Here is a 23,779-nt window from a genome sequence, read left to right on the forward strand (position 1 = left end):
GATGGACAATAACCTGACTTTTCTCAATGCCTGTCGCAACGGACAGAAGAGCATCGTGCGCATTTTTCTCGACAAGGGAGGTGTCAATCTCGATAAGCGTGATGGCGAGGGGAATACTCCTCTTTATTACGCCTGTCGGCAGGGGCACCGCGATGTGGTGGCTCTGTTGCTCGATCGGGGAGCCGATGTCTCTTTGATCAACAATCGTAGTGAAAGCCCCCTGCATGCTGCGGCACAGAGTGGGAACAAGGAGATTGTGGCCTTGCTGGCCCGGCATGGAGCCGACTTGAATGCGACCGACCGCGAGGGACGCACGCCGCTCATGGTGCTGCTCGATTACAAACGCACCGATGCCGCTCTTTATCTCATCGGGTTGGGGGCCGATACCGGACGGGCCGACCAGTCGGGGCATACGGCACTCGACTATGCTACCGCGCATGGATTGCGCGAGGTGGTGTCGTTGTTGGGTCATACCTCCGCTTGCGACAGCCGGGGCAATACGGTTCTGCATCAGGCGGTCCATAACGACCAGGGAGAGGTGGTGTGCACCCTGTTGGCCGATTCGAAGGTTCAGCTCAATGCCATGAACGACGAGGGGGAGACTCCTCTGCTGTTGGCTTGTGGTCGGAGCAACCTCTTTCTGGCCGAGTTGCTGATTGCGGCTGGAGCCGATGTCAACCGGGCTTCGCTGGTTGGGACTGCTCCGCTGCATGCTGCCGTTTTGTCGGGCAACCGTTTTATAGGCAAGGCTTTGCTGGGTGCAGGGGCAAATGTCGATGCCCGCAACAGTCGGGGCGAGACTCCGCTCATCCAGGCCGCCCGGTTGGGTGACAACGAGATGGTGTCGTTGTTGATAGCTGCCGGAGCTGCCGTAAATGTGGCCGACAACCTACAACACACGGCCCTCTATTATGCCGGCGAGCGGGGTTTCAACGAGATTGTCGAAACTCTGCTATATGCCGGAGCCGAAGGATAACAGAACCTTAAAATACTTATTTATATGGCACAAGATGAATTGAACACTCCTCACACGCCGGAGGAGATAGCCCGGGCTGCACAAGAGGCTTCGGTGCGGGCGGCGATGGAACAGATACAGTCGATGTATGGGAATATTCCGGGATTTGAAATGCCCGACATGAGCGATATGCAGGCGCAGATTATGGCCCAGATGCAGGCAGCCGTACCCAACCTGGCAGAGATTCAGAGGCAACAGGCCGCGATGGGAACATTGGGTGGTGTAGATGCCGATACTGTGGCACAAACAGCCCGTGCGAATATGGCGCAGGCCGGGGACTTTTACCGGCAGATGCAGGATGGGTCGCTGGAGCAGGAGCTCCGTGAGATGAACGATCTCGCTCTCGACTCCTTGGGAGAGGACTGGACGATACGCCGCAGCGGCGACAGTCGGTTGACACCCGAGCAACTCCGTGTGCTGGCCTTGGCCGCACCATTGTTGGTCTATAACGACGAGTGTGTCGATACCCTCGATTGCCAAATCGAGATCGATACCATCAAGGCTCAACTCGAAAACTGGTGGGAGATTGCCGACCGCGACTCGGTCGTCAAGACGGTCAACTGGCTGTTGAACGAAGGGCACCACGCCGATGCCGATGAAGCTCTGGCCGTACTCTTGAGTGACGAGGAGGTCGATGCCGACCCTGAACTGGACGAAAAACTTGACGAGGTGCGTCAGATGGTTGCCTACATGATTCAGAACGAATATTGCGACAGGACTACAATCCCCCACACGGCGATAGCCTGGGATTTGGTTCGTGTCGTCAATCTGGGGCGTTGGGCCTACCTGTGCGGTTATGTCACCGAGGAGGAGATGTGGCACATCATGCAGGTGGGAGCCGAGGTGGCCCGGCAGGAGTTCTCGTCGTGGCAGGAGTTTGGGCTCAGCTACACGTTGGGGCGCGGCGTTTGGCACGACGATACCGACGACTGCGACACCGCCTATGAGATAGCATCGCTGCTGCTCGATCGGGACGATTCGCCCTGGCGGCAGATAGCCTGGTAATGGAGAATGCGAAATCGAAAAACTGTATGGACGATGAGTAACGAATTTTACATCATGCTCACGATAGCTGTCGTGAGTGGTGGAATATGGATTTATAAAAAGAGCAAAAGTGCTATCGGTACCGTGCGCAAGTTGCGCCGGGCTTTCACGACCGTCTGTCTCAATCCTCGTTCGACCTTGAGCGACGAGCAGTGTCGGAAGCTGGCCGTGGGGGCTCTCTATGCTTCGCAACAGGGGGCCTATCAAAATTCGCTTGAGACGGGTATCCGCAGCGAACTGCCCAAGATTCTGGGTGAGTGGTGGGGCATCACCTGTCGTACCGAGGCCGTGGAAGAGCTGCAATACCTGTGCGAGAAAGGTTACCGCTACTACTTTCCTTTTGTGTGGCAGGCCTTCTTGTTGACCGATCCGAAACAGCAGGATGAGGTCTTCCAGCAAAACATGACCTCGCAGGAGGACTATGATAAGATAACCGTTCAACTCCAGAACCTGCAGGATACCTGCGACGAACTGCTCGCGTGCAAAGTCATTGCCGTGAAAGACGACCTGCGTCGCTATGGCGTGACCGGGTGGGATGCCGGACGCATCTGTTTTCTGGCACGGGCCTGCTGCGAGATGGGCTATATTACCGAGACCGAGGCCTGGCAATATGTAGATGTGGCAAACGAACTGGCCCACGGAGCGTTCTCGTCGTGGCGGGAACTGGCCCTGAGCTACGTGATAGGTCGCTCGTTGTGGGGCGGTAAGCGGGCCTATAATTCGGTGATGAAAGATACCGCCGACAAGCTGCTGGCCGATGCGAACAGCCCGTGGGTGAAATATCCCTGGTAAATTGGATGATAAGAGAAGTGACACCCTCAAAAAATAGAAAGCGATGAAACAGAGTGTTTGGCTTGTAGTCGTTCTGTTGTGCCTCTGTGCGGGGTGCAGAACAACCGCCCCGCTCGAGCCGGTAACGGCGGTGGAGGGGATGGACTACGATGTAAGCCCCGAGGTATTGAAACTGCATAAGCAGCTCAAACCGCTTGAGCGTCCGCAGGTGCGGTATACTGTCGAGCGGGCGGTCAAGACGGCCGACTCGTGTTGGGTATTGGTGCGCGTAGCCATTCCCTACAAGGCGATATGGAAAAAGGAATTCTACTCGGTTGATATGATTTTTCATGTACCCGAAGGGATGATGGAGTTGGGTAACCTTTCGCTCGATTCGAGAACCCACAAGAAAAAGGAAGGTTCTGACTCCGGCGAGAATCCTTCGGTCGACGTGGAGACCCGGGCAAATCATATCGAGTATGTTTATTACTCCACCAAGTTCGCTTATGACGAGCGTATGGAAGAGAATGCCGAAATATTGTTGATACCCCGTCTTTCCAATGAGCGTTATATCTTTGGTTACGAAGCTACGGTGTTGCCTCTCTATTGGATTGACGATGAGGAAGAAGGCCTGTTTTGGAGCGAGTGTGCCGATTTGCCTCAGGAAGTTCTGCTCGATTCGTCACCGATAAAAAGATGAGAAGCGTGAAACGGTGTATAGTCGTTGTTTGTCTGGCTGTTTGGACGGTGTTCGTTCGGGCCGAAGAGTCCGACTCGGCCATCATTGCCAACTTTTTGAGTGGTTTTTCCGATCTTTATCAGAAAGCCTATTCGTCCCGGATACTGCCTGCCGATTCGGTCGACTCCTCGGTAATGTGTGAACTCTCAGTCAGGGGCGACAGCCTGCGGGTAGGCAGTGCCATCATGCTTGTGTTGGAGTGCAACCGTCGGCCCGATGCCGAGCCCCCGATTATCGTGGCCAACGGCCGGTCGATACGCCCTCGCAGCAACAGTAGCTCAACAGTTTACAGCAATGGAGAGACGACCTCGTGCTACCGCTATTTTTATCCGTTGCGACTCGAGACAGACGGACACTACGAGTTTCGTTGCAAAGACCTTTCGTTCGACAACATTGCTTACGACCAGGGAATGGTGATTCTCGATATTCCCCCGTCGGGCTATCGCGTAAATCACGATTTCGACACTCCTGCTTCCGGCACAGAGTGGGGATGGATATTAGTGGGCATTGTCGTCTTCTGTATTGTGGCAGAGTGGTTTTTGTTTTGGCTGTTCTTTCATAAGGAGGGCGATGAACCGCTGGCCGACTTTGTGTTGCGCACACGGCATTTGCCGCTTACGACCGATTGGGCCACGACTCACTATGCCCTGCCCTCTTTGATGGTGTTTATTTTGTGTTGTATGCTGTTGTTCAACCTTTTCTCCCTGATTTATTCCTGGGGTGTATTGTTGCCCTTATGGGTTTTGTGCATACCGTTACTGCTGGCGTTGTTGCTGTTTCATGTGCAGCGCAACCGGCTTGACTTCGAAGAGGTGCCAACCCGCCTTTCGATCGAGGAGATAGGTAACCTCTTTATCGAATTGGCCGAGGTACACGAGTGGAGTATCGACCACCTGGGGTACGACTGTATCGTAGCCCATACCAATCCCTCGATGTGGAGTTTCACTTGGGGCGAACATATATTTGTTGTCTATGACAGCGGTCGGGTGTGGCTCAACAGCGTGAATAATCTCGACCGACGTAGTTCGATTGTCTCTTTTGGGTATACGCGTCGCAATCTCCGTTGGATAGTCGAGGCCATCCGGGCGCGGGAGTATGGAGGTGCGAAATGAGCAGTCGGATAATATTTGGCGGGTCGCACCGTTCTTATATATATTACATGTATATAATGCGGTTTGAGGCTATGCAAAATATTTATGATCTCCGGCAAAAAGGGAAGTTGATTTTTCTGTTGATATCGGTGCTGCTGGTCGGCGGGGTGCTCTATGTGTCGAACGACCTGGTCGAGGACCTCTCGGTCGAGGAGCGCAAGAAGATGGAGATTTGGGCCGAGGCGACTCGCGAGTTGGCCAGCGACAAGACCGAGATGAGCATGGAGCTTATCCTGAAGGTCATCCAGAGCAATACCTCGATACCGGCTATTCTGGTCGATGGGAATGGCGAGATAAATCAGTATGTCAACTTGAATCTTCCTGAGACTGATCCCGAGAAATATTTGCGGCGGAAGCTGGCTCATTTGCAGAGTGGCTCGAATGTGATCGAAATCAATCTGGGTGGCGACGAGAAACAGTATCTCTACTACGACGACTCTATCCTGCTGAAACGGCTTTCGTTCTATCCCTATGTGCAGTTGGGAGTGATGGTGCTGTTTGTGCTGATTGTCTATTTTGCACTTATCAGCACGAAGAAGGCCGAGCAGAACAAGGTGTGGGTGGGGCTGTCGAAGGAGACGGCTCACCAGTTGGGCACCCCCATATCGTCGCTGATGGCGTGGATGGATTTGCTGGAGGCTTCGGGGGTAGACCCGGCGCTGCTCTCCGATATGAACAAGGATGTGAAGCGGCTTTCGGTCATAGCCGAGCGCTTCTCCAAGATAGGTTCGAAGCCCGAGATGGAGCTGGTTTACGTGAACGAGGTGCTCGAGAATGCCACCGAGTACATGCGTCGGCGGGTCTCGAGCAAGGTACAGATAACAACCCATCTGCCATCGGATGCCGAGGGGGCCATGGTGTGCCTGCCGCTGTTTGAGTGGGTTATCGAAAATCTGTGCAAGAATGCGGTCGACGCCATGAACGGCGAGGGGCGCATCGATGTATATCTGACCTCGGAGAGGCAGCAGATCTATATCGACATCAAGGATACCGGCAAGGGTATTGCCCGCAAAAACTTCAAGACGGTGTTCAATCCCGGTTATACGACCAAGAAACGCGGTTGGGGGTTGGGCCTCACGCTGGCCAAGCGCATCATCGAGGAGTATCATGCCGGTCGGATTTTTGTGAAGGAGTCGGAGGTGGGCAAGGGTACTACCTTCCGAATCGAGCTGAAGCGCGTAGCCTGACTTTGTGACTCCCCAATCGGTCGACAGTGACGAGCGTTGTGCTTCGCTTCCCCGATGGAAACGGGCCCTTTCGGGATTGAAAAATTTTAAATATGAAATAAAAACTCCCGAAAAGATTGATTTATAACGATTATTTTTTATACCTTTGCGCAGTTTTAACGACAAATAGCATTGGGACGATTTAGTGCTTATAAATTACCGCTCAAGAGTATGCCGATAGGTACTCAGAATTTTGAGTATGTATTGGATAATGAGTTCTTTAAGAATATCGAAGGAGAAGATGTTCAAAAAGGGAAGGTAAATGTGAAGCTGACCGTGAAGCGGACTGCGGCTTCTTTTGAATTGAATTTCGATTTGGAAGGAGTGATTCAGATTCCGTGTGATCGCTGTCTCGACGACATGGATCACGAGGTAAAAACCCACGAGACGCTTTTCGTGAAATTCGGTAGCGAATACAGCGAGGAGAGCGACAATGTGGTAGTGATTCCCGAGAGCGACGGGGAGTTGAACATCGCCTGGTTCTTGTACGAATTTGTGGCGCTGACAATTCCCTTGAAGCACGTTCACCCGGCAGGGAAGTGCAACAAGTCGATGAGTGCTAAGTTGCGCAAACATACGGCCCGCTCGCTGGACGATGGCGACGACGAGGCCCTCGATGCGTTTGACGATGAGGACATCGCAGACGTGGTACCCGACGAAGGCGAGACAATGACCGACCCCCGTTGGGACGAATTGAAGAAAATAATAGATAATAATTAAATAATAGAAAAATGGCACATCCTAAAAGAAAACAATCTAAAACGAGAACAGCCAAAAGAAGAACTCACGACAAAGCAGTAGCTCCTACTTTGGCAGTTTGCCCCAACTGTGGTGCTTGGCATGTATATCACACCGTATGTGGCGAGTGTGGCTATTACAGAGGAAAATTGGCTATCGAAAAAGAGGCTGCAGTCTAAGTTTCGATATGTAGAGCCCTAAAGCGATTTAGGGCATTTTTTCACACACTAAGCCGATTTTATAGTTATGAATGCTAAAATAACGGGAATAGCCTCGTATGTCCCTGATTATGTGCTGACCAACGACGAACTGTCGCACATGGTCGATACCAACGACGAGTGGATTACGACTCGCGTCGGTATCAAGGAACGCAGAATTTTGAAAGGTGAAGGTACGGGCTCGTCCGATTTGGGTGAAAAAGCCGTGGCCGAGCTTTTGCGGAAGACCGGCGTAAAACCCGAAGAGGTCGATCTGCTCATTTGTGCAACCTCCAACCCCGACTATCGTTTCCCCTCTACGGCTTCAATCGTATTGGAGAAGTTGGGTATCAAGACCGCCTATGGTTATGACATCCAGGCTGCATGTGCCGGCTTTATCGTAGCCTTGCAGTCGGGTGCCGCTTACATCAAGAGCGGTTTGTACAAGCACGTAGTGGTGCTGGCTGCCGAGAAGATGTCGTCGATGGTTAACTACAAAGACCGTTCGACCTGTCCGCTGTTCGGCGATGCTGCCGCTTGTGTGATGCTCGAGCCCACCGACGAACCGGTAGGTATCGTCGATGCCGTGCTGCATACCGACGGTATGGGCTTGCCCCACCTGCTGATGAAGGCTGGCGGTGCTGTTCATCCTGCTTCGCACGAGACGGTCGACAACGACGAGCACTACGTCTATCAGGAGGGTCGCGCCGTGTACAAACACGCCGTAACCGACATGCTCACCTCATCGGAGAAGGTGATGGAACGTAACGGCCTCACGGTCGATACGATCGATTACTTCATCCCTCACCAGGCCAACCTGCGTATTATCGAGGCTATCGCCGACCGTATGAAACTTCCCGAAGAGAAGTTGCTGGTCAACATCCAGAAGTATGGCAATACGAGTGCAGCGTCCATCCCCTTGTGCATGGCCGAATTTGAAGATAAATTCAAAGTCGGCGACAAGCTGGTACTCACGGCTTTCGGTGCCGGATTTACCTGGGGCTCTCTCTACCTCGTGTGGGGATACAACGCGAAATAAACATTGCGAGAATAAGACAAAGACGCATCTTTTGTAGCAAGAGATGCGTCTTTTCTTGTCTTTGAACAAAAGCCGACGGCGGTTGTTTCGTCAAGTAGAATATTTTCACTACCTTTGGGGACAATAGAATAAGAGAAACGTCTATATATTGTCTGGCAAACTAACCCGATAAAACTATGCACAAAGCCGGTTTTGTAAACATTGTAGGAAATCCCAACGTAGGCAAGTCTACGCTGATGAATTCGCTGGTGGGCGAGCGCATCTCGATCATTACGTCGAAGGCGCAGACTACGCGCCACCGCATCATGGGCATCGTGAATACCGACGACATGCAGATTGTCTATTCCGATACGCCGGGTGTACTCGTGCCCAACTACAAGCTGCAGGAGTCGATGCTCAACTTCTCGCAGTCGGCCCTGGTCGATGCCGACATTCTGCTCTATGTGACCGACGTAATAGAGACCCCCACCAAAAACCAGTCGTTCCTCGACAAGGTGGCCGAGGAGACGGTGCCCGTGCTGGTGGTCATCAACAAGATAGACTTGTTGCAAGGAGGGCAGGAGTCGCTCGAAAAGCTGGTAGAGGAGTGGAAACGCCTGTTGCCGAAGGCCGAGGTGATACCCGTTTCGGCACAATATAAGTTCAACCTCGACTATCTGCTCAAGCGCATTCAAGAGCTGTTGCCTCCCTCGCCGCCCTTCTTCGACAAGGACGCGCTCACCGACAAGCCGGCCCGATTCTTCGTGACCGAGATTATCCGCGAGAAGATATTGCTCACCTACGACAAGGAGATACCCTATGCCTGCGAGGTGGCTGTCGAGCAGTTCAAGGAGGAAGAGGGGCGCATACACATCATGGCGGTGATCTATGTCGAGCGCGATTCGCAGAAAGGCATCATCATCGGCAAGGGCGGCTCGGCCCTGAAAAAGGTGGGCATGCTGGCCCGCAAGGATATAGAGGCATTCTTCGACAAGAAGGTCTACCTCGAGCTCTACGTCAAGGTCGAGAAAGACTGGCGGAGCCGCGAGAATAAACTGAAAGGATTTGGATACATACCCGAGTAAAACCCGATGGCTGTGACAGCCGTAAAAAAGAAAGAGAAATTATGGGAAATATAGTAGCAATCGTAGGACGCCCGAACGTAGGGAAGTCGACCCTGTTTAACCGCTTGACGCAAACCCGCAAGGCCATCGTCAACGAAGAGGCCGGCACGACCCGCGATCGCCAGTATGGCAAGGTCGAGTGGTGCGGGCAGGAGTTTTCCATTATCGACACCGGTGGATGGGTCGTTAATTCGGAAGATATTTTTGAAGAAGAGATCAACAAGCAGGTGGCGCTGGCTATCGAAGAGGCCGATGTCATCCTGTTCATGGTCGACGTGAGAACTGGAGCCGTAGACCTCGACGACCACGTGGCCGCCATCTTGCGACGTTCGTCCAAGCCGGTGATTCTGGTAGCCAACAAAGCCGACTCGAACGATTGGCAATACAACGCTGCCGAGTTCTATTCGTTCGGTTTGGGCGACCCCTTCTGTGTGTCGGCCGCCAGCGGTTCGGGCACGGGCGACCTGCTCGACGAGATTCTGAAACGCTTCACCAAGAAGTCGGAGCCCGAAATCGAAGAGAATATTCCCCGCTTTGCCGTCGTGGGACGTCCTAATGCCGGCAAGTCGTCCATTATCAATGCCTTCATCGGCGAGGAGCGCTACATCGTGACCGACATCGCCGGTACCACGCGCGACTCCATCTATACCCGTTACGACAAGTTCGGGTTCGACTTCTACCTGGTCGATACGGCCGGTATCCGCAAGAAGGGTAAGGTGACCGAAGACCTCGAATACTATTCGGTAATCCGCTCGATACGGGCCATCGAGGCCTCCGACGTCTGCATCCTCATGATCGATGCCACCCGCGGCATCGAGGGGCAAGACCTCAATATCTTCTCCCTCATACAGAAGAACAAGAAGGGGCTGGTGGTCTGCGTCAACAAGTGGGATTTGGTAGAAGACAAGTCGAACAAGGCGATACAGACCTTCGAGAATGCCATACGGGCGCGCCTTGCTCCGTTTGTCGACTTCCCCATCGTCTACGCTTCGGCCCTGACCAAGCAGCGCATCTTCAAGGTGCTCGAGAGTGCCGTGCAGGTCTACAAGAACCGCCAGCGCAAGATACCCACTTCGAAACTCAACGAGGTGATGCTCAGTGCCATTGAGAACTATCCGCCCCCTGCACACAAAGGCAAGTACGTGAAGATAAAATATGTGACCATGTTGCGCGAGACCTATGTGCCCACATTCGTCTTCTTCTGCAACCTGCCCCAGTGGGTGAAGGATCCCTACAAGCGCTACCTCGAGAACAAGATTCGCGAGACGTGGAACTTCAGCGGAACCCCCATCAACATCTTCATGCGCGAGAAATAACGAAACAAGCGATACCTTATCGTTCACTGGCCCCGGAGTTTTTTACAAGATTCCGGGGCTATTTGTTTCAAGGCTGGCGAAAGTTCGTTACATTTGTAGGACGCTCGCCCGATGAGGGGCCGGGTACAACCTTTTAAGCCTTACGATAGAGATGATGACACAACCTCCCTTTCTGATTTCCGGCGACGGGCTCGCCATCGTTTCGCCGGCCAGTATTATCAACCCCGATTATGTGAAAGGTGCCGTCGAGCGGCTCGAGTCCTGGCCGCTGGGTGTGTCGGTATCGCTGCACTGTCTGGGAGAGTCGGGGGTCTACTCGGGTACCGTCGACGAGCGTACCGACGATTTTCGCAACGCCCTGTATACCCCCGAGGTGAAAGCCATCTTGTGCAGCCGCGGCGGTTACGGCACCGTGCATCTGCTCGACCGTCTGGCCGACGATGTGGCTTGTAATCCCAAGTGGATAATCGGGTTCAGCGATATTTCGGCGCTGCATGCCTTGTGTGTGAGCCGGGGTATCATGTCGCTGCATGCGCCCATGTGCAAGCACCTCACGGCCGAGCCGGCCGACGACCGTTGCACGCAGTATCTGCGGCAGATTCTCTTCGGTCAGATACCCGAGTATCACGAGAAAACTCACCCGCTGAACCGGCAGGGCGAAGGCCGCGGTATGCTGGTGGGCGGCAATCTGGCGGTACTGTGTGGACTGATAGGGACCCCCTACGATATATTCCAGCCCGGCTCGGTGCTCTTTATCGAGGATATTGCCGAGGCTCCCTACAAGATCGAGCGCATGCTCTACCAGTTGAAACTGGCCGGGCGGCTGGCTTCGCTCTCGGGGCTGATTGTAGGCCGCTTCACCGAGTATACCGAGAACGAGGGGCTGGGCGGTACGCTCTACGAACTCATCTATCGCTTGGTCGAGGAGTATGACTACCCCGTTTGTTTCGACTTCCCCGTGGGGCATGTCTCCGACAATCTGCCTCTCATCGAGGGGGCCGAGGTGCTCTTCTCGGTCGGTAAAGAGTCGGTCGACCTCTCTTTTTGTATAAAATAGGCGGGATATTTGCGAGTTTTTGTCAGAATGCGTACTTTTGAGCAAGATGAAAACGCTAAACCGCCAACTGATATATTTATTTCTGATTATAGGACTGATGGCCTGTTCGGCAAAATCGGGGAGCAGCAGTGAGACTCAGGCGACCGATACCGTGTCGGTCGAGGTTCCCGTGTTCGATGCCGACAGCGCTTATGCCTATGTAGAACGTCAGGTCGAGTTCGGATACCGGGTGCCCAATACGCCGGCACATCGTGCTACGGCCGACTATCTGGCTGCCGAGCTGGCCCGTCACGGAGCCACGGTCGAGGTGCAGGAGGGCACCGTCACCGCCTACGACGGCAGCGAGCTGGCCATCCGCAACATCATCGGGTCGTTCTCGCCCGAGAAGAAAAACCGCATACTCCTTTTTGCACACTGGGATACCCGCCCCTATGCCGACAACGATGCCGACAAGAGCAAGCATCGCCAGCCCATTGCCGGTGCCGACGACGGTGCGAGCGGGGTGGGCGTGTTGCTCGAGATAGCCCGACAGGTGGGGCAGAAGCTCCCCGATGCGGGGGTCGACATTGCCTTCTTCGATGCCGAGGACTACGGAGCCCCCTATTGGAGCACGTCGAACGACGAGGATACCTGGGCCCTGGGTACACAATACTGGACCCGCCGTCCGCACAAGCCCGGCTACCGGGCCCGGTTCGGCATTCTGCTCGACATGGTGGGTGGCTCGGGTGCCCGCTTCTGCCGCGAGATGTTTTCGGAGTATTACGCCTCGGGTATCGTGAAGCAGGTGTGGGAGACGGCCCGTCGTCTGGGATACGGCGACTATTTCGTAGATGAGAAGGGAGGCTATGTGACCGACGACCATGTGTATGTGAACCGTTACGGCATACCCAGTGTCGACATCATCGCCTGCTCGCGCGAGACGGTTACGGGGTTCCCGCCCTACTGGCACACCGTAGACGACACGATGAAGAATATCGACCCCGCCACGCTCAAGGCGGTGGGGCAAACCGTGCTGACGGTCATTTATGAAGAGTGATTGATAAAACTAAACTACTTATATGAAAAGTATCGACGAAATACAAGACGAGATTATAGACGAGTTTTCGGTCTTCGACGACTGGATGGATAAATACGCCTTACTCATCGACCTGGGCAACAGCCTGCCCCCGATCGAGGAGAAATACAAAACCAACGAGAATCTGATTGAAGGCTGTCAAAGCCGGGTGTGGCTGCAAGCCGACTACCGCGACGGCCGCATCTGGTTCGAGGCCGAGAGCGATGCCATCATCGTGAAGGGCATCGTGTCGCTGCTGGTGCGGGTGCTTTCGGGCCGTACCCCCGACGAGATTCTCAACGCCGACCTCTACTTTATCGATCGGATAGGGCTCACCGAGCACCTGTCGCCCACCCGCTCCAACGGGTTGGTGGCCATGGTCAAGCAGATGCGCATGTATGCCTTGGCCTTCAAAGTGAAAAACAACTAAATCATTTAATACTTAAAATCTAACATTATGTTTAAAGGACATCCTAAGGGTTTGATAGCTGCGGCACTCTCCAACATGGGCGAACGCTTCGGCTATTACATTATGAATGCCGTGCTGGTACTGTTTCTATGCTCCAAATTCGGTTTGAGCGAAGAGACTTCGGGTACCATATATTCATTCTTCTATGCCGGTATCTATCTGTTGGCGTTGGTAGGCGGTATCATTGCCGACCGTACGCAAAACTACAAAGGTACCATCAAGACCGGTTTGATTATCATGGCTGCAGGCTATGTGTTGCTGTCGATTCCTATCCTGGCTACCAGCGGAAACGTGGCATGGTTGCTCCCGCTCACCTGTTTCTCGCTCTTCCTCATTGCCTTCGGTAACGGTCTGTTCAAGGGTAACCTGCAGGCCATCGTGGGCCAGCTCTACGACGATTTCGAGGCCGAAGCTGCCAAGCAGGGCCCCGAAGCCTTGAAGGAGGCCAAGAGCAAACGCGACAGCGGATTCCAGATATTCTATGTATTTATCAACGTGGGCGGACTCATTGCCCCGTTTGTGGCTCCGTTGCTGCGCGAGTGGTGGCTGGGTGCGAACGGTATGGCCTACAATGCCCAGTTGCCGGCCCTGTGCCACCAGTTTATCAACAGCGGTGCCCAGATGAGTCAGGCCGCTCTCGATAACCTCAATGCCTTGATGGCAGCTGCCGGCGGCAACGTGACCGACCTGGCCAGCGCCTGCCAGAACTACCTCCAGATTTTCAACGAGGGTATCCACTACTCGTTCATCGCTTCGGTGGTAGCCATGCTCATCTCGTTGGTTATCTTTGTGGCTTACCAACGTCGGTTCCCCACTCCGGGCAAGAAGACCAAAGTCGAGTCACAATCCTATACCGCCGAAGAGAAGCGGGCCATGGCCAAGGAGATTCGCCAACGTATGGCCGCTCTGTTTGCCGTGTTGGGTGTGGTTATCTTCTTCTGGTTCTCGTTCCACCAGAACGGTATGTCGCTCTCGTTCTTTGCTCGCGACTTCGTAGACTCGAGTGCCGTGGCTCCCGAAATCTGGCAAGCCATCAACCCCTTCTTTGTAATTACGCTCACCCCTATTGTCATGGCGCTGTTTGCCTGGTTGACTCGCCGGGGTAAAGCCATCTCCACGCCCCGCAAGATTGCCATCGGTATGTTCATTGCCGGGTTGGCCTTCCTCTTCCTGGCCATCTTCTCGGCCATGAAAGGTTATCCTTCGGCCGACGACTTCAAGCTCCTCCCCGTGGCCGAGCAAATGGCTCGCAAGGCCCACTGGTGGGTACTGATTGTGACCTACTTCTTCCTGACGGTGGCCGAGTTGTTTATTTCTCCGTTGGGGCTGTCGTTCGTTTCGAAGGTGGCCCCCAAGCACCTGTTGGGTCTCTGCCAGGGCCTCTGGCTGGGAGCCACTGCCGCAGGTAACCTGCTGTTGTGGGTAGGTCCGCTCATGTACAACGCCTGGCCCATCTGGCAATGCTGGACGGTATTCCTGGTGGTATGTCTCATTTCGATGGGCGTAATGCTGGGTATGCTCCGGTGGTTGGAGCGGGTGGCCGAATAGTGCGCCTGTTTACGTCTAACACCTTATAAGGCAAGGCTCTCGGGAAAGTGCTCCCGGGGGCCTTGTTGTTTTTATAATTCTTTTCGCAACCGGAATTTCAGAGGCGATAGGCCCGTCTTCTTGACGAAGAATTTGCCGAATACCGACTGGTCCGAGAAGCCCAATTGCGAGGCAATCTCCTTGATGTCGAGGTCGGTACATACCAGCATGCGGCGTGCGTCGGCACAGAGCAACTCCGAGATGAGGAATCGCACGGTGTTGCCGGTCGTCTGCTTGACTATTCGCGAGAGGTAGGTGGTCGAGATGTGCAGCTCGTCGGCATAGAAGCCGATGTCGTGGTGCTGCCTGTAATGGGCTGTCAACAGTTTGCGGAACTTGCGGAATATCTCGCCCGAGCGTTTTACGTAGACCGGCATGTGGCGGTTGCTCTGGCAGAAAGTATCGGCCGTTTGCAACAGCAGCAGGCAGCACAGGTGGCTGATGATGCCGTGGGTGTAGATTTTGAAACCCCGCAGGTCGCTCGAGAAGAGGTCGAAGGTCTGCCGCAGATAGCGACTTTTCTCGGGTTTCAACGACACGATGGGGAGGTGGTCGACCTGGATGAACTCGGCCAGTTGGCTGTATAGCAGCTGGCTGCCGGGCAGGCTGTCGAAGTATTCGGGCACGAGGCAGATGCAGGTAAAGGTGAAGTCGGGGCTTGCATGGTGCAGGGTGGCTGCCAGGCTGGGCGAGAGTACAATCAGATCTTCGCCCTTAATCGTGTAGTCCTGGCGCATGTCGGTGAGCAAAGCTGTTCCTCTTTCGACGAAAACGAAAAAGAAGCCTTTGCCGATGGTTGCCCGGTCGTGGGGTGAGAGCCCTTGCCTGTGGGCGAAAGCTCCGATTTGCGGTATCTTGCGAAGCAGGTCGAGTAGCAAAATGTCCATGAGCCGAATTTTTTACCAAAGGTAAGAACTGTTTCGTTTTTAACCAAAGTTGTTTATTCTTTTATGAGCACACATTGCGGAAATAGGGCGAACTTTGCACCGTTTTTTTAAGGTATTACACATGATGATGAATGTATATTCGTTGAGGCGTTCTCTTTTGTTTGTTGTTTCGCTGTTTATCAACGCCTTGGGTATCGACTTTATTACAAAAGCCTTGTTGGGGACTTCGCCTATTACCGGTGTCAATTATGTATTGAGTCTGTTCACGCCGCTCACGATGGGGCAATGGACGATTATTGTCAATATTCTGTTCATGCTGTTTGAGCTGCCGTTCATGACGCACGAGTCGTTCAAGGAAGATTTGCGTCCCTACCTGCTGCAGATACCCATTTCGCTCAGTTTCGGTATCTTTATCGACTGGGGTATGAACATGTTGTTTTGGGTAGCCCCCGTCAATTTTGTGCAACAGATTGTTTATCTGCTTATTGGCTGTTGTGTGTTGGCCATGGGTATTGCCCTCGAGATGAAGGTGAATGTGGCCATGACGGCCGGCGAGTTTTTTGTGAAGGTGATAGCCCAGCGGTTGAAGCATCCCTTTGGTTTCGTGAAACTGGGATTCGACGTGACGCTGGTGCTGATAGCTTGCATCATGTCGTATCTCTTCTCGTCGACGGTTACCGGCGTAGGGCTGGGTACGGTGGTTTCGGCTTTGCTTGTGGGCCCTATTGTACATATGGTGAGCCCCTTCTACCGTGTGCTCGACCGGTGGTTGCTTTCGCCCGCAGCATAAACGAGTTCCGTAATCAGAAAATGGAGAGTTGCCGCTCGAGCAACTGAAACGATAGCCTGTGGTAAGGCGAAGGCCCGTATTGAGCAATGGCTGCTCGATGAGCTTTGGTGGGATACCCCTTGTTCGATTTCCAGTCGTACATGGGGTATTTTTCGTGCAGTTCGTTCATGTAGTCGTCGCGGTAGGTCTTGGCCAGAATCGAGGCGGCGGCGATGGCCTCGTATTTGCCGTCGCCCTTCACCACGCAGGTGTGGGCAATGCCGGGATAGGGTTTGAAGCGGTTGCCGTCGATGAGCAGATGCTGGGGGCTGACCCGCAGCTGCTCGATGGCCCGGTGCATGGCCAGGAACGAGGCGTTGAGAATGTTGATGCGGTCAATCTCCTGCGGGGTGACAATCCCCACAGCCCAAGCCAGGGCCGCCTCTTCGATGAGGGGGCGCAGGGCATAGCGCTGTTTCTCGGTCAGTTTTTTCGAGTCGTTGAGCAGTTCGTTGCGGAAGTCGGGTGGCAGCACCACGGCTGCGGCATAGACCGCCCCGGCCAGACAGCCGCGACCCGCCTCGTCGCAGCCGGCTTCGACCACTCCGCTGTTCATGTAGGGCAGCAACATATTCTCTCGGTTATTTCCCTAATTGACGGATAGCCCCGGTCTGGGGATAGAAGGTGGCGCAGGTGGGGTTCTTCTTGTCGGTGAAGAGCGACGGGTCGAGCCCGAAGATAACGCCGAACTGGGCCACCGGCACTTCGCCTTTGAACAGGGCTTTTTTGCCGTCGGTGAGAGTCACCTCGGCCTTGCCGGGAATGGCGTAGGGCACGGCATTCTTGGGCATCTTTTTCACCTCGCCCTTGTTGTCGACGGGGAGTTGTCCCTCCTCGGTAATTTGCAGGTTGAGGTATATGGGGGCGCCGCTCAGGTTATTGGAGTCGACTATGCCATAGAGGTCGGAGATGCGGAACACCACCTCGTTGGTTGCCTCAGCCACGGGGATATAGTCGATGTGCTTGACCACCGTTTCGGTTTGGGTCGTACCCATGAAGAGAGCGGTGAGGGCAGCCTCCTGCTCGTCGAGCTGTTGGATGACGAGTTTGAACGATTCGCCGTCGGCCGGCAGCTCGTCCACCTCGCCGGTAACCAGGTTCAGGCGGCTTTCGCGTATGCGGTAGAGCTGCTTGGCAGCCACCTCGGCCATCTTGGCGGTCGAGGCCGACATGAGCAGCTCTTCGGAGTATACCTTGGCATAGTCGTGGTTATCGAGGGGCGACTTCTTTTTGGCTTTAGGTTCGATGGGGACAATCGTGTCGACCACGGGTTCGGTGTTGATCGAGAGCAACAGGCCGTTTTCGTCGAGTACGATGTAGCCGTCGCTACCCGACTTGAACTGCATGAGGTATTGCTCCTCGGGGTCGGGCACTCCGTAGGGGTTGACCTTGACCGAAGTGAGACTCCACGATTCGGAGTCCTGGGTGATGGCACCCGGTATGCCCAGATATTTCTCGGCATACTGATAGTAGGGGCCTGCCTTGCGGATGGTCTTTGTGGCTACGACCTCGAGGTCGAGGTGAGTTTGCGGCAAAGAGAATATGAGTCCGTACTCGTTATGTTTGTCGGCGGTGAGTCTTTTCGTCTCCTGAGCCAATCCTATGCTGGTCGTGAAGAGCAGGCAGAGGGATAAGAGGGCGTATTTCATAGAGCTTTGTATTGTTTTGCTGTTGGTTTACATTCGGGAGAACTCGGAGTCGGGAGCCGTACATAGGCTTTTTCCCCTCGCCGGGTTATTCTATCTTTTACAAAGATAGCGAATGTTTTGAAATTTATTGCATTCGCTCCGTTTTTATCTGTTTGAAGGCTTGTCCCAGACGGGCCACGATGTCGCCGGCTGTGACGAACTCTTCGCCCTCCTGTCGGGCGGCAATGTCGCCGGCCGTACCATGAACGAATACTCCGATGATAGCCGCCTCTTCGGGGGAATAGCCTTGGGCCAGCAGAGAGCCGATGATGCCGGTAAGCACGTCGCCGCTGCCGGCGGTAGCCATGCCGGGGTTGCCCGTGGAGTTGAAGTAGATTGAGCCGTCGGGCATGGCTATGGCCGTATGGGCCCCTTTCAGCACCACGATAATATCGTATTTGACAGCTACATGAGTGGCACATTTCAGCCGGTCGGCATCGCTGGTTTGCGGGCCGAACATGCGCTCCAGTTCAATGACATGCGGGGTGAGTATGGTGCGGGAGGGCAGCGATTGCAGAATGCTCGGGTCCTGAGCAATGCAGTTCAGCGCGTCGGCATCGAGCACGAGGGGTTGCTTCACCTCCTGAAGCAGATGCTTGAGAGCCGCTATCGAGGTGGCGTTGCACCCCATGCCCGGGCCTGCGGCCAGCGCCGTGTAACGCCGGTTCGAGGGAATCTCTTCGATATGCTCTTCGCCTTTGTCGGGCGAGAAGAGCGCTTCGGGTACAGCTGTTTGCAGAATGAGGTTGGCGCAGCGAGGCGCGTGGACCGATACCAGACCGGCCCCGCTGTGCAGGGCAGCCCGGGCGGCGAGAACCGAAGCTCCCACCATGCCGTATTGTCCGGCGGCAAGCAGCAGGTGGCCGTAGTCGTGCTTGTCGGTGTATTTGGCCCGAGTATGCAGGTGGCGGACTACATCGATGGCCGTAGTGAGGTAGTAGTCGGTGGCCGTCTCGGCGATAGCCCGGGGGTGCAGACCGATGTCGAGCACCTTGACCCGACCGGTAAACTGGGTATTCTCGGCAAAGAAGAAGGCCAGTTTAGGAGTCTGGAGGGTAAGGGTGAGGTCGGCTTTGACCACACGGTCGGGCGAGGCGTCGGGATTCCATTCGCCGAAGAGGCCCGAGGGGATGTCGATGGAGATGACAAAGGCCTCGGACTCGTTGATATATCGGGCCAGCGAGGTAAATCCGCCCGAAAGCGGGTCGTGCAGTCCGGCCCCGAACAGGCCGTCGATGATGACATCGCCTCGTTGTATTTCGGGCGGAGTAAACTGGTTGGTGATTTCGTAGAACTGGGTGATGCCGGTAGCCCTCAATCGGTCGCAGTTGCGCGCGCAGTCGGTCGACAGGCGATGGCTGGGCATGGTATTGAACAGATAGACGGCCGGTTGATAGCCCAATCCCAGCAGCAGGCGAGCCGTAGCCAGTGCATCGCCCCCGTTGTTGCCGGGGCCGGCAAAGATATAGAGGCGGCGGTCGGGCGATACGGTTTTACTGATCTCTTCGGTGAGAGCTTCGGCTGCCCGCTCCATCAGGTCGATCGAGTCGATAGGCTCGTATTCTAAAGTAAGTTGGTCGAGCAACTTGGTCGATTGGGTCGTAAATAGTTTCATGTCGTACAGGTTTTACCCTCGGCTACAGGGCCGGGAGGAGTCTTACAAAGATAGTGAAAGGTGAGCGCAGAATAAAATATCGAAACTTGTTTCAGATATTTTTTATGCCGAACCGACTCCTATCTTCGTGTAACAAAGATAGTGAAAGGTGAGAGCAGAGACAAAAAGAAAACGAAGTTTTCGTTTTTGATTTATGCCGAACTGCATCTTATCATCTATAAAGAGAGCGAAAGTCGAAAGAGGAAGAGATAGTTTGCTTGATTTTTTATATTGAAGCATATTCTGTCTACTTCGAAAACATGCGAAAAAAACGGGCTAAGAAATATTTTGGCAGGTCAAGAGGCGATGCAAACGGTAATTCTGCAAAAATATAGTGTGTCGTTATCGGAGTTTTTGCGATTTATTATAACTTTGTGCAACATTCAGAATAACACCAATGGACACAAAGATTCAGATTAAGGACCGTTTTTTCACGCCCTATATTTCGAAAGAAAAGATTGCCGAGGCTGTGGCTCGTGTCGCTTCGCAGATGAACGAAGACCTGGCCGGAAAGAACCCCCTCTTTTTATGCGTATTGAACGGTGCATTTGTTTTTGCCGCCGATCTGTTTCGCGAAATCAAGGTCGATTCCGAGATTTCGTTTATCCGCATGAAATCGTACGAGGGCATGCACTCGACGGGCGAAGTAAAACAAATCTATGGTTTGCAACAAGATATTACCGACCGCACGGTAGTGGTGGTCGAGGATATTGTCGATACGGGTTTCACCATCCAGCAGCTGCTCAAGCAGCTTTATGCCCACAATCCCAAAGAGGTGAAGGTGGCCACGCTGCTGTTCAAGCCCGAGTCGCTCAAGTGCGATGTAAAGCCCGACTATGTGGCGCTCGAGATTCCCCCCGCCTTTATCGTGGGTTATGGCCTCGACTATGACGAGCAGGGGCGTAATCTGAAAGATATTTATGTCGTTGTCGAAGATTGAACAAACACAAGGTTGAATAGGATAATATTAAGGTAAAATGTTGAATGTAGTTATTTTTGGCGCTCCGGGTTCGGGTAAAGGAACTCAGAGCGATAATCTTATCAAGGAGTATGGTCTGTTCCATATTTCTACGGGTGATGTATTGCGCGAGCAGATTGCCAAAGGTACCGAACTGGGCAAGACAGCCGATTCGTATATTTCGAAAGGTCAGCTTATTCCCGACGAGTTGATGGTCGATATTCTGGCTCATGTACTCGACTCGCACGAAGAGGCCAAGAAGGGCGTCATCTTCGACGGTTTTCCCCGTACCATTGCACAGGCCGAGGCTTTGAACCGCATGTTGGCCGAGCGTCAGGCTCAGGTAGATGTGGTGCTGGGTCTCGAGGTCGAGGAGCAGGAGCTGATCGACCGTCTGCTGAAACGCGGACAGGTATCGGGCCGCAGCGACGACAACCTGGAGACTATCCAGAAACGTCTCGATGTCTACCACAACCAGACCAGACCGCTCAAGGACTTCTATCAGAAAGAGAAGAAATATCGTGCTATCCCCGGCATGGGCAGCATCGACGATATTTTCGAGAGCATCAAGAAAGAGATTGCCAGCTTGTAAACTGCATGCAAGCCGGCAGAAAGGAGTGCCCCCGGACGGGGTGCTCCTTTTTTTTGTGTCTGGTGTTGCCTCAATTGCCCGTGCAGGGAAGAGTCGATAGAGAAGAAGAGGGTGCCCTCAAGTCGATGACTTGACAAGGCACCCTCTTTTGCAAGTGGCGTGTTTGGAAAATTATTTGACCACTTTGAATGTTTTGACAGTTCCACCAGAAGTTACCCGAATGAGGTAGAGGCCTTGGGCAGCAGGTTGGAACGAAACCGAACCTTGAGCCCCGTCGATGCGATCGACAAGGTTGCCCGTAGCGTTGAAGAGCTCGACCGTACAGTTGCTCAGCTCGCCCAATACCACCTGCAGCATGCCGGCATTTTGGGCTACGAAGCAGGCATTGCCTTCGAGTTGTTCGATACCCGACTGAACCTTGCCGGAGTAGTGGAGCACGATTTTCTGATTTTGGTCGCCGTCGGCATTTTCGACAATACCGGCCGGGATAGTCACATAATACTCTTCGCCGCTTTCCAGGACAATGGGTTGAACGCCCTCTTGATACTCATCGGCCGGGAATACATTTACCGTTTTTCCGCTGGCATAGGCCATCCAGCCACCTTCGTTCACGACTGGTTCGCCATAGAGCTCTTGGCCTTTTACGACGGTTACCTCGGGGTATTGTTGCACGAGCGAGATGTTGTCGGCAAAGGTAATTTCGAGTGTGCCGAGGGTCTCGAGCTCCGAATCGTTGGCAGGGAGCACACTCTCGTAAGCCAAGACTCCGGTAGCCGACTCGACGATGTGGTCGAACTGGTAGCCCCACTCGCTGTCCTCATAGTCGGCTTTGCAGCCTTTGGGAACATACACGGTTACCTGTGAGGCTTCAAGGTTGCCAAAGGGGTGGTCGTAACCCTCGTAATAGTTCAGTACGGGAGGGGTGGCACCCAGGCAGAATACTTCGGTGAGAGCGGTGCAGCCGTTGAAGGCGTAGGCCTCGATGTCGCGGATGCTTGCGGGAATCGTTATCGATTTCAGAGCGGTACACTGGGCAAAGGTCCCTTCATACACGGCAGTCATGTTTTCGGGAAGAACTAGTGTGGTCAGTTGCGTCAAGGCAAAAGCCTGGTTACCCATCAGTACGAGCGATGCGGGGAAGTTGATTTCGGACAGGGCCGACTCGGAGAAGGCGTTGTCGTCGAAGGCACGCATACCATCGGGCACAACTATTTTCTGTACGTTTGAGTGCGCAAATGCACCTTCGCCCACACCCAGACAGCCGTCGGCAATGGTGTATTCGGTAGCTTCGGCTTTTGTCGGATAGGCCATGAGCACTTTACCGTCGGCCGAGTACAATACCCCGTTTATGGCTTGGCATACGGTGTTGCCGGCCTCTACTTCGAAGGCTGTTACTCCCGTGTAGGAGAAGGCCGCGTCGCCAATCTCGGTTACGCCGGCCGGGATGGTTACCGAAGCGAGCGACGAGTCATCGAGGAAAGCATATTCTCCTATCGACTTGAGGCTGGCAGGGAGGTTTATTTCGGTCAGTTTGCTGCACTCTCTGAAGGCACCTTCGCTCAGCACTTCTACTCCTTCGTCCAGAGTTACCCGGGCCAGGTTGGGGCAGAGCTGGAAGGCATTGTTGCCAATCGTCTTGCAGCTGCCGGGAATCTCAATCTCGGTAATGGCCGTCTTGTAGAAGGCTCCACTGCCTATCGAGGTGAAGTCACCGGCAAAGGTGATAGTGTTCAGTCCCTGGTCATTGAAGAAACAACTTTGCGGAATCTCGGTCACTCCGGCCGGAATAGCCAGCGAGCTCAGTTTGCTGTTCGAAGCCAGGGCATAGGCTCCCAGTGTGGTGAGGTTTTGCGACAGTACCACCTCTTCCAGATCGTAGTTGTAGTAGATGGCGTTGTTTTTCAGGGCCGTTACAGTGTTGGGCATTTCGATTTTGCGAATGTCCGACAACCACTGGAAGGCATACTCTTCGAGCGAAGTCACGGTGTAGTTTTTCCCTTCGTAAGCGACCGATTCGGGAATGATAACTTCGGTCATCGGGGTTTCGTCCGATCCATACGTCTCGTTAAATCCCGACACGCCTACCGTATTCTCGCCGGTAACGGTGTATTGGATTCGATTTACCTCAAATGTTGTAGCATCTGCGGCTTTGGACTGGAACGGGCAAAGAGCTGTAATGAGAGCAAAAAAAGTAAGAAATCTCTTCATAGTTATACCTGTTTTAGTTAATACGACTGCAAAGGTATATGTTTCCATAATATATGGAAATATATACATAAAATCTTTATTAAAAAGAGTTATTGTGAATTTTTATTTATTTTTCTTATCGGTAGATTTTACTTGAAATCTCGATAAGGGACTATCGCTGTACAAATCGGTATTCCTATTTAAAAAAGATAAAGTGTCTGAAACCCGATGGGGTTTGACTTTTTGTTTCTATCTTTATGGATAGAAGATGGGATGCGGTTCGGGATAATCAGACTCGAAATTTTGTTTCGGTTTGCCTCTCCGACCACTTTTCACTATCGTTTGTTACACGAAGACAGGAGGTGGCTCGACATGGTCAAATTTGAAAATAAAGTTTTCATTTGTCACTGCTCTCGTCTTTCGCTATCTTTGTAGAAGACAGGAGGCGGCTCGGCATGGTCAAATTTGAAAACAAAGT

23 protein-coding genes are annotated in these 23,779 nt (G+C 53.6%); 18 read left to right on the forward strand and 5 right to left on the reverse strand.

Annotated elements, in window-relative coordinates:
- Position 1: 1 nt before the first annotated feature.
- From Q1K76_RS11015 to Q1K76_RS11085, 15 genes are all read left to right on the forward strand, one after another.
- Entirely contained in the window at positions 2-976 is a 975-nt protein-coding gene (locus Q1K76_RS11015) for an ankyrin repeat domain-containing protein (RefSeq protein ID WP_300133348.1), read from the forward strand.
- Between the two features lie 24 nt (positions 977-1,000).
- A complete protein-coding gene (locus Q1K76_RS11020; RefSeq protein ID WP_300133351.1) occupies positions 1,001-2,020 on the forward strand; it encodes a DUF1266 domain-containing protein in 1,020 nt (339 codons plus the stop codon).
- A 33-nt stretch (positions 2,021-2,053) separates the two neighbouring features.
- The gene (locus tag Q1K76_RS11025; protein ID WP_298662544.1) at positions 2,054-2,851 is read left to right on the forward strand and encodes a DUF1266 domain-containing protein; all 798 of its coding nucleotides are present in this window, start codon (positions 2,054-2,056) and stop codon (positions 2,849-2,851) included.
- 43 nt (positions 2,852-2,894) lie between these two features.
- Entirely contained in the window at positions 2,895-3,530 is a 636-nt protein-coding gene (locus Q1K76_RS11030) for a hypothetical protein (RefSeq protein ID WP_300133354.1), read from the forward strand.
- A 5-nt stretch (positions 3,531-3,535) separates the two neighbouring features.
- Positions 3,536-4,681, forward strand: coding sequence for a hypothetical protein (locus Q1K76_RS11035; RefSeq protein WP_143240940.1), 1,146 nt, complete (start codon positions 3,536-3,538; stop codon positions 4,679-4,681).
- Positions 4,682-4,752: 71 nt separating this feature from the next.
- A complete protein-coding gene (locus Q1K76_RS11040) occupies positions 4,753-5,907 on the forward strand; it encodes an ATP-binding protein (protein WP_087408830.1) in 1,155 nt (384 codons plus the stop codon).
- Positions 5,908-6,078: 171 nt separating this feature from the next.
- Positions 6,079-6,666: a DUF177 domain-containing protein gene (locus Q1K76_RS11045; RefSeq protein ID WP_258327198.1), complete on the forward strand. Its 588-nt coding sequence runs from the start codon at positions 6,079-6,081 to the stop codon at positions 6,664-6,666.
- Positions 6,667-6,677: 11 nt separating this feature from the next.
- Positions 6,678-6,863, forward strand: coding sequence for a 50S ribosomal protein L32 (gene rpmF, locus Q1K76_RS11050; RefSeq protein WP_008861440.1), 186 nt, complete (start codon positions 6,678-6,680; stop codon positions 6,861-6,863).
- Positions 6,864-6,930: 67 nt separating this feature from the next.
- Entirely contained in the window at positions 6,931-7,920 is a 990-nt protein-coding gene (locus Q1K76_RS11055) for a beta-ketoacyl-ACP synthase III (RefSeq protein WP_087408803.1), read from the forward strand.
- Between the two features lie 176 nt (positions 7,921-8,096).
- A complete protein-coding gene (gene era, locus Q1K76_RS11060) occupies positions 8,097-8,984 on the forward strand; it encodes a GTPase Era (protein WP_087408802.1) in 888 nt (295 codons plus the stop codon).
- A gap of 41 nt (positions 8,985-9,025) precedes the next feature.
- Positions 9,026-10,339, forward strand: coding sequence for a ribosome biogenesis GTPase Der (gene der / locus Q1K76_RS11065; RefSeq protein ID WP_300133359.1), 1,314 nt, complete (start codon positions 9,026-9,028; stop codon positions 10,337-10,339).
- 151 nt (positions 10,340-10,490) lie between these two features.
- Positions 10,491-11,396, forward strand: coding sequence for an LD-carboxypeptidase (locus Q1K76_RS11070; RefSeq protein ID WP_300133362.1), 906 nt, complete (start codon positions 10,491-10,493; stop codon positions 11,394-11,396).
- A 46-nt stretch (positions 11,397-11,442) separates the two neighbouring features.
- Positions 11,443-12,432, forward strand: coding sequence for a M28 family peptidase (locus tag Q1K76_RS11075; RefSeq protein ID WP_087408829.1), 990 nt, complete (start codon positions 11,443-11,445; stop codon positions 12,430-12,432).
- Between the two features lie 22 nt (positions 12,433-12,454).
- Entirely contained in the window at positions 12,455-12,880 is a 426-nt protein-coding gene (locus tag Q1K76_RS11080) for a SufE family protein (RefSeq protein WP_087408799.1), read from the forward strand.
- A gap of 27 nt (positions 12,881-12,907) precedes the next feature.
- Positions 12,908-14,467 carry a peptide MFS transporter gene (locus Q1K76_RS11085; RefSeq protein WP_300133366.1) on the forward strand — a complete coding sequence of 520 codons (1,560 nt, stop codon included), beginning with the start codon at positions 12,908-12,910 and terminating at the stop codon, positions 14,465-14,467.
- A gap of 71 nt (positions 14,468-14,538) precedes the next feature.
- Here the strand turns inward: Q1K76_RS11085 and Q1K76_RS11090 are convergent, their stop codons facing one another.
- Entirely contained in the window at positions 14,539-15,393 is an 855-nt protein-coding gene (locus Q1K76_RS11090) for an AraC family transcriptional regulator (protein WP_300133369.1), read from the reverse strand.
- 121 nt (positions 15,394-15,514) lie between these two features.
- Here Q1K76_RS11090 and Q1K76_RS11095 point away from each other — a divergent pair, with 121 nt between their 5' ends.
- Complete coding sequence (locus Q1K76_RS11095; RefSeq protein ID WP_300133372.1) at positions 15,515-16,183, forward strand: DUF6198 family protein; 669 nt, start codon at positions 15,515-15,517, stop codon at positions 16,181-16,183.
- 13 nt (positions 16,184-16,196) lie between these two features.
- On the opposite strand, the gene Q1K76_RS11100 is transcribed toward Q1K76_RS11095, so the two are convergent.
- From Q1K76_RS11100 to Q1K76_RS11110, 3 genes are all read right to left on the reverse strand, one after another.
- Entirely contained in the window at positions 16,197-16,793 is a 597-nt protein-coding gene (locus Q1K76_RS11100; RefSeq protein WP_300133375.1) for a ribonuclease HII, read from the reverse strand.
- A 10-nt stretch (positions 16,794-16,803) separates the two neighbouring features.
- Entirely contained in the window at positions 16,804-17,871 is a 1,068-nt protein-coding gene (locus tag Q1K76_RS11105; protein ID WP_087408794.1) for a DUF4831 family protein, read from the reverse strand.
- Positions 17,872-17,995: 124 nt separating this feature from the next.
- On the reverse strand, positions 17,996-19,525 hold the full coding sequence (locus Q1K76_RS11110) for an NAD(P)H-hydrate dehydratase (protein WP_087408793.1): 1,530 nt from the start codon (positions 19,523-19,525) through the stop codon (positions 17,996-17,998).
- Between the two features lie 436 nt (positions 19,526-19,961).
- On the opposite strand from Q1K76_RS11110, the gene hpt reads away from it, so the two are divergent.
- Positions 19,962-20,504 carry a hypoxanthine phosphoribosyltransferase gene (gene hpt / locus Q1K76_RS11115; RefSeq protein WP_087408792.1) on the forward strand — a complete coding sequence of 181 codons (543 nt, stop codon included), beginning with the start codon at positions 19,962-19,964 and terminating at the stop codon, positions 20,502-20,504.
- 37 nt (positions 20,505-20,541) lie between these two features.
- The gene (locus Q1K76_RS11120) at positions 20,542-21,114 is read left to right on the forward strand and encodes an adenylate kinase (protein WP_300133379.1); all 573 of its coding nucleotides are present in this window, start codon (positions 20,542-20,544) and stop codon (positions 21,112-21,114) included.
- A 171-nt stretch (positions 21,115-21,285) separates the two neighbouring features.
- On the opposite strand, the gene Q1K76_RS11125 is transcribed toward Q1K76_RS11120, so the two are convergent.
- The gene (locus Q1K76_RS11125) at positions 21,286-23,322 is read right to left on the reverse strand and encodes a leucine-rich repeat domain-containing protein (protein ID WP_300133381.1); all 2,037 of its coding nucleotides are present in this window, start codon (positions 23,320-23,322) and stop codon (positions 21,286-21,288) included.
- Positions 23,323-23,779 lie beyond the last annotated feature (457 nt).

Origin of the sequence: uncultured Barnesiella sp. (genome assembly GCF_946496565.1) — a bacterium.
Classification (GTDB): domain Bacteria; phylum Bacteroidota; class Bacteroidia; order Bacteroidales; family Barnesiellaceae; genus Barnesiella; species Barnesiella merdigallinarum.

Bases quoted from the DNA above. Each gene is read 5' to 3' on its own strand.
- Q1K76_RS11015 (WP_300133348.1), top strand. From the start codon at position 2: ATGGACAATAACCTGACTTTTCTCAATGCCTGTCGCAACGGACAGAAG.
- Q1K76_RS11020 (WP_300133351.1), top strand. From the start codon at position 1,001: ATGGCACAAGATGAATTGAACACTCCTCACACGCCGGAGGAGATAGCC.
- Q1K76_RS11025 (WP_298662544.1), top strand. From the start codon at position 2,054: ATGAGTAACGAATTTTACATCATGCTCACGATAGCTGTCGTGAGTGGT.
- Q1K76_RS11030 (WP_300133354.1), top strand. From the start codon at position 2,895: ATGAAACAGAGTGTTTGGCTTGTAGTCGTTCTGTTGTGCCTCTGTGCG.
- Q1K76_RS11040 (WP_087408830.1), top strand. From the start codon at position 4,753: ATGCAAAATATTTATGATCTCCGGCAAAAAGGGAAGTTGATTTTTCTG.
- rpmF (WP_008861440.1), top strand. From the start codon at position 6,678: ATGGCACATCCTAAAAGAAAACAATCTAAAACGAGAACAGCCAAAAGA.
- Q1K76_RS11055 (WP_087408803.1), top strand. From the start codon at position 6,931: ATGAATGCTAAAATAACGGGAATAGCCTCGTATGTCCCTGATTATGTG.
- era (WP_087408802.1), top strand. From the start codon at position 8,097: ATGCACAAAGCCGGTTTTGTAAACATTGTAGGAAATCCCAACGTAGGC.
- der (WP_300133359.1), top strand. From the start codon at position 9,026: ATGGGAAATATAGTAGCAATCGTAGGACGCCCGAACGTAGGGAAGTCG.
- Q1K76_RS11070 (WP_300133362.1), top strand. From the start codon at position 10,491: ATGATGACACAACCTCCCTTTCTGATTTCCGGCGACGGGCTCGCCATC.
- Q1K76_RS11075 (WP_087408829.1), top strand. From the start codon at position 11,443: ATGAAAACGCTAAACCGCCAACTGATATATTTATTTCTGATTATAGGA.
- Q1K76_RS11080 (WP_087408799.1), top strand. From the start codon at position 12,455: ATGAAAAGTATCGACGAAATACAAGACGAGATTATAGACGAGTTTTCG.
- Q1K76_RS11085 (WP_300133366.1), top strand. From the start codon at position 12,908: ATGTTTAAAGGACATCCTAAGGGTTTGATAGCTGCGGCACTCTCCAAC.
- Q1K76_RS11090 (WP_300133369.1), bottom strand. From the start codon at position 15,393: ATGGACATTTTGCTACTCGACCTGCTTCGCAAGATACCGCAAATCGGA.
- Q1K76_RS11095 (WP_300133372.1), top strand. From the start codon at position 15,515: ATGATGATGAATGTATATTCGTTGAGGCGTTCTCTTTTGTTTGTTGTT.
- Q1K76_RS11100 (WP_300133375.1), bottom strand. From the start codon at position 16,793: ATGTTGCTGCCCTACATGAACAGCGGAGTGGTCGAAGCCGGCTGCGAC.
- Q1K76_RS11105 (WP_087408794.1), bottom strand. From the start codon at position 17,871: ATGAAATACGCCCTCTTATCCCTCTGCCTGCTCTTCACGACCAGCATA.
- Q1K76_RS11110 (WP_087408793.1), bottom strand. From the start codon at position 19,525: ATGAAACTATTTACGACCCAATCGACCAAGTTGCTCGACCAACTTACT.
- hpt (WP_087408792.1), top strand. From the start codon at position 19,962: ATGGACACAAAGATTCAGATTAAGGACCGTTTTTTCACGCCCTATATT.
- Q1K76_RS11120 (WP_300133379.1), top strand. From the start codon at position 20,542: ATGTTGAATGTAGTTATTTTTGGCGCTCCGGGTTCGGGTAAAGGAACT.
- Q1K76_RS11125 (WP_300133381.1), bottom strand. From the start codon at position 23,322: ATGAAGAGATTTCTTACTTTTTTTGCTCTCATTACAGCTCTTTGCCCG.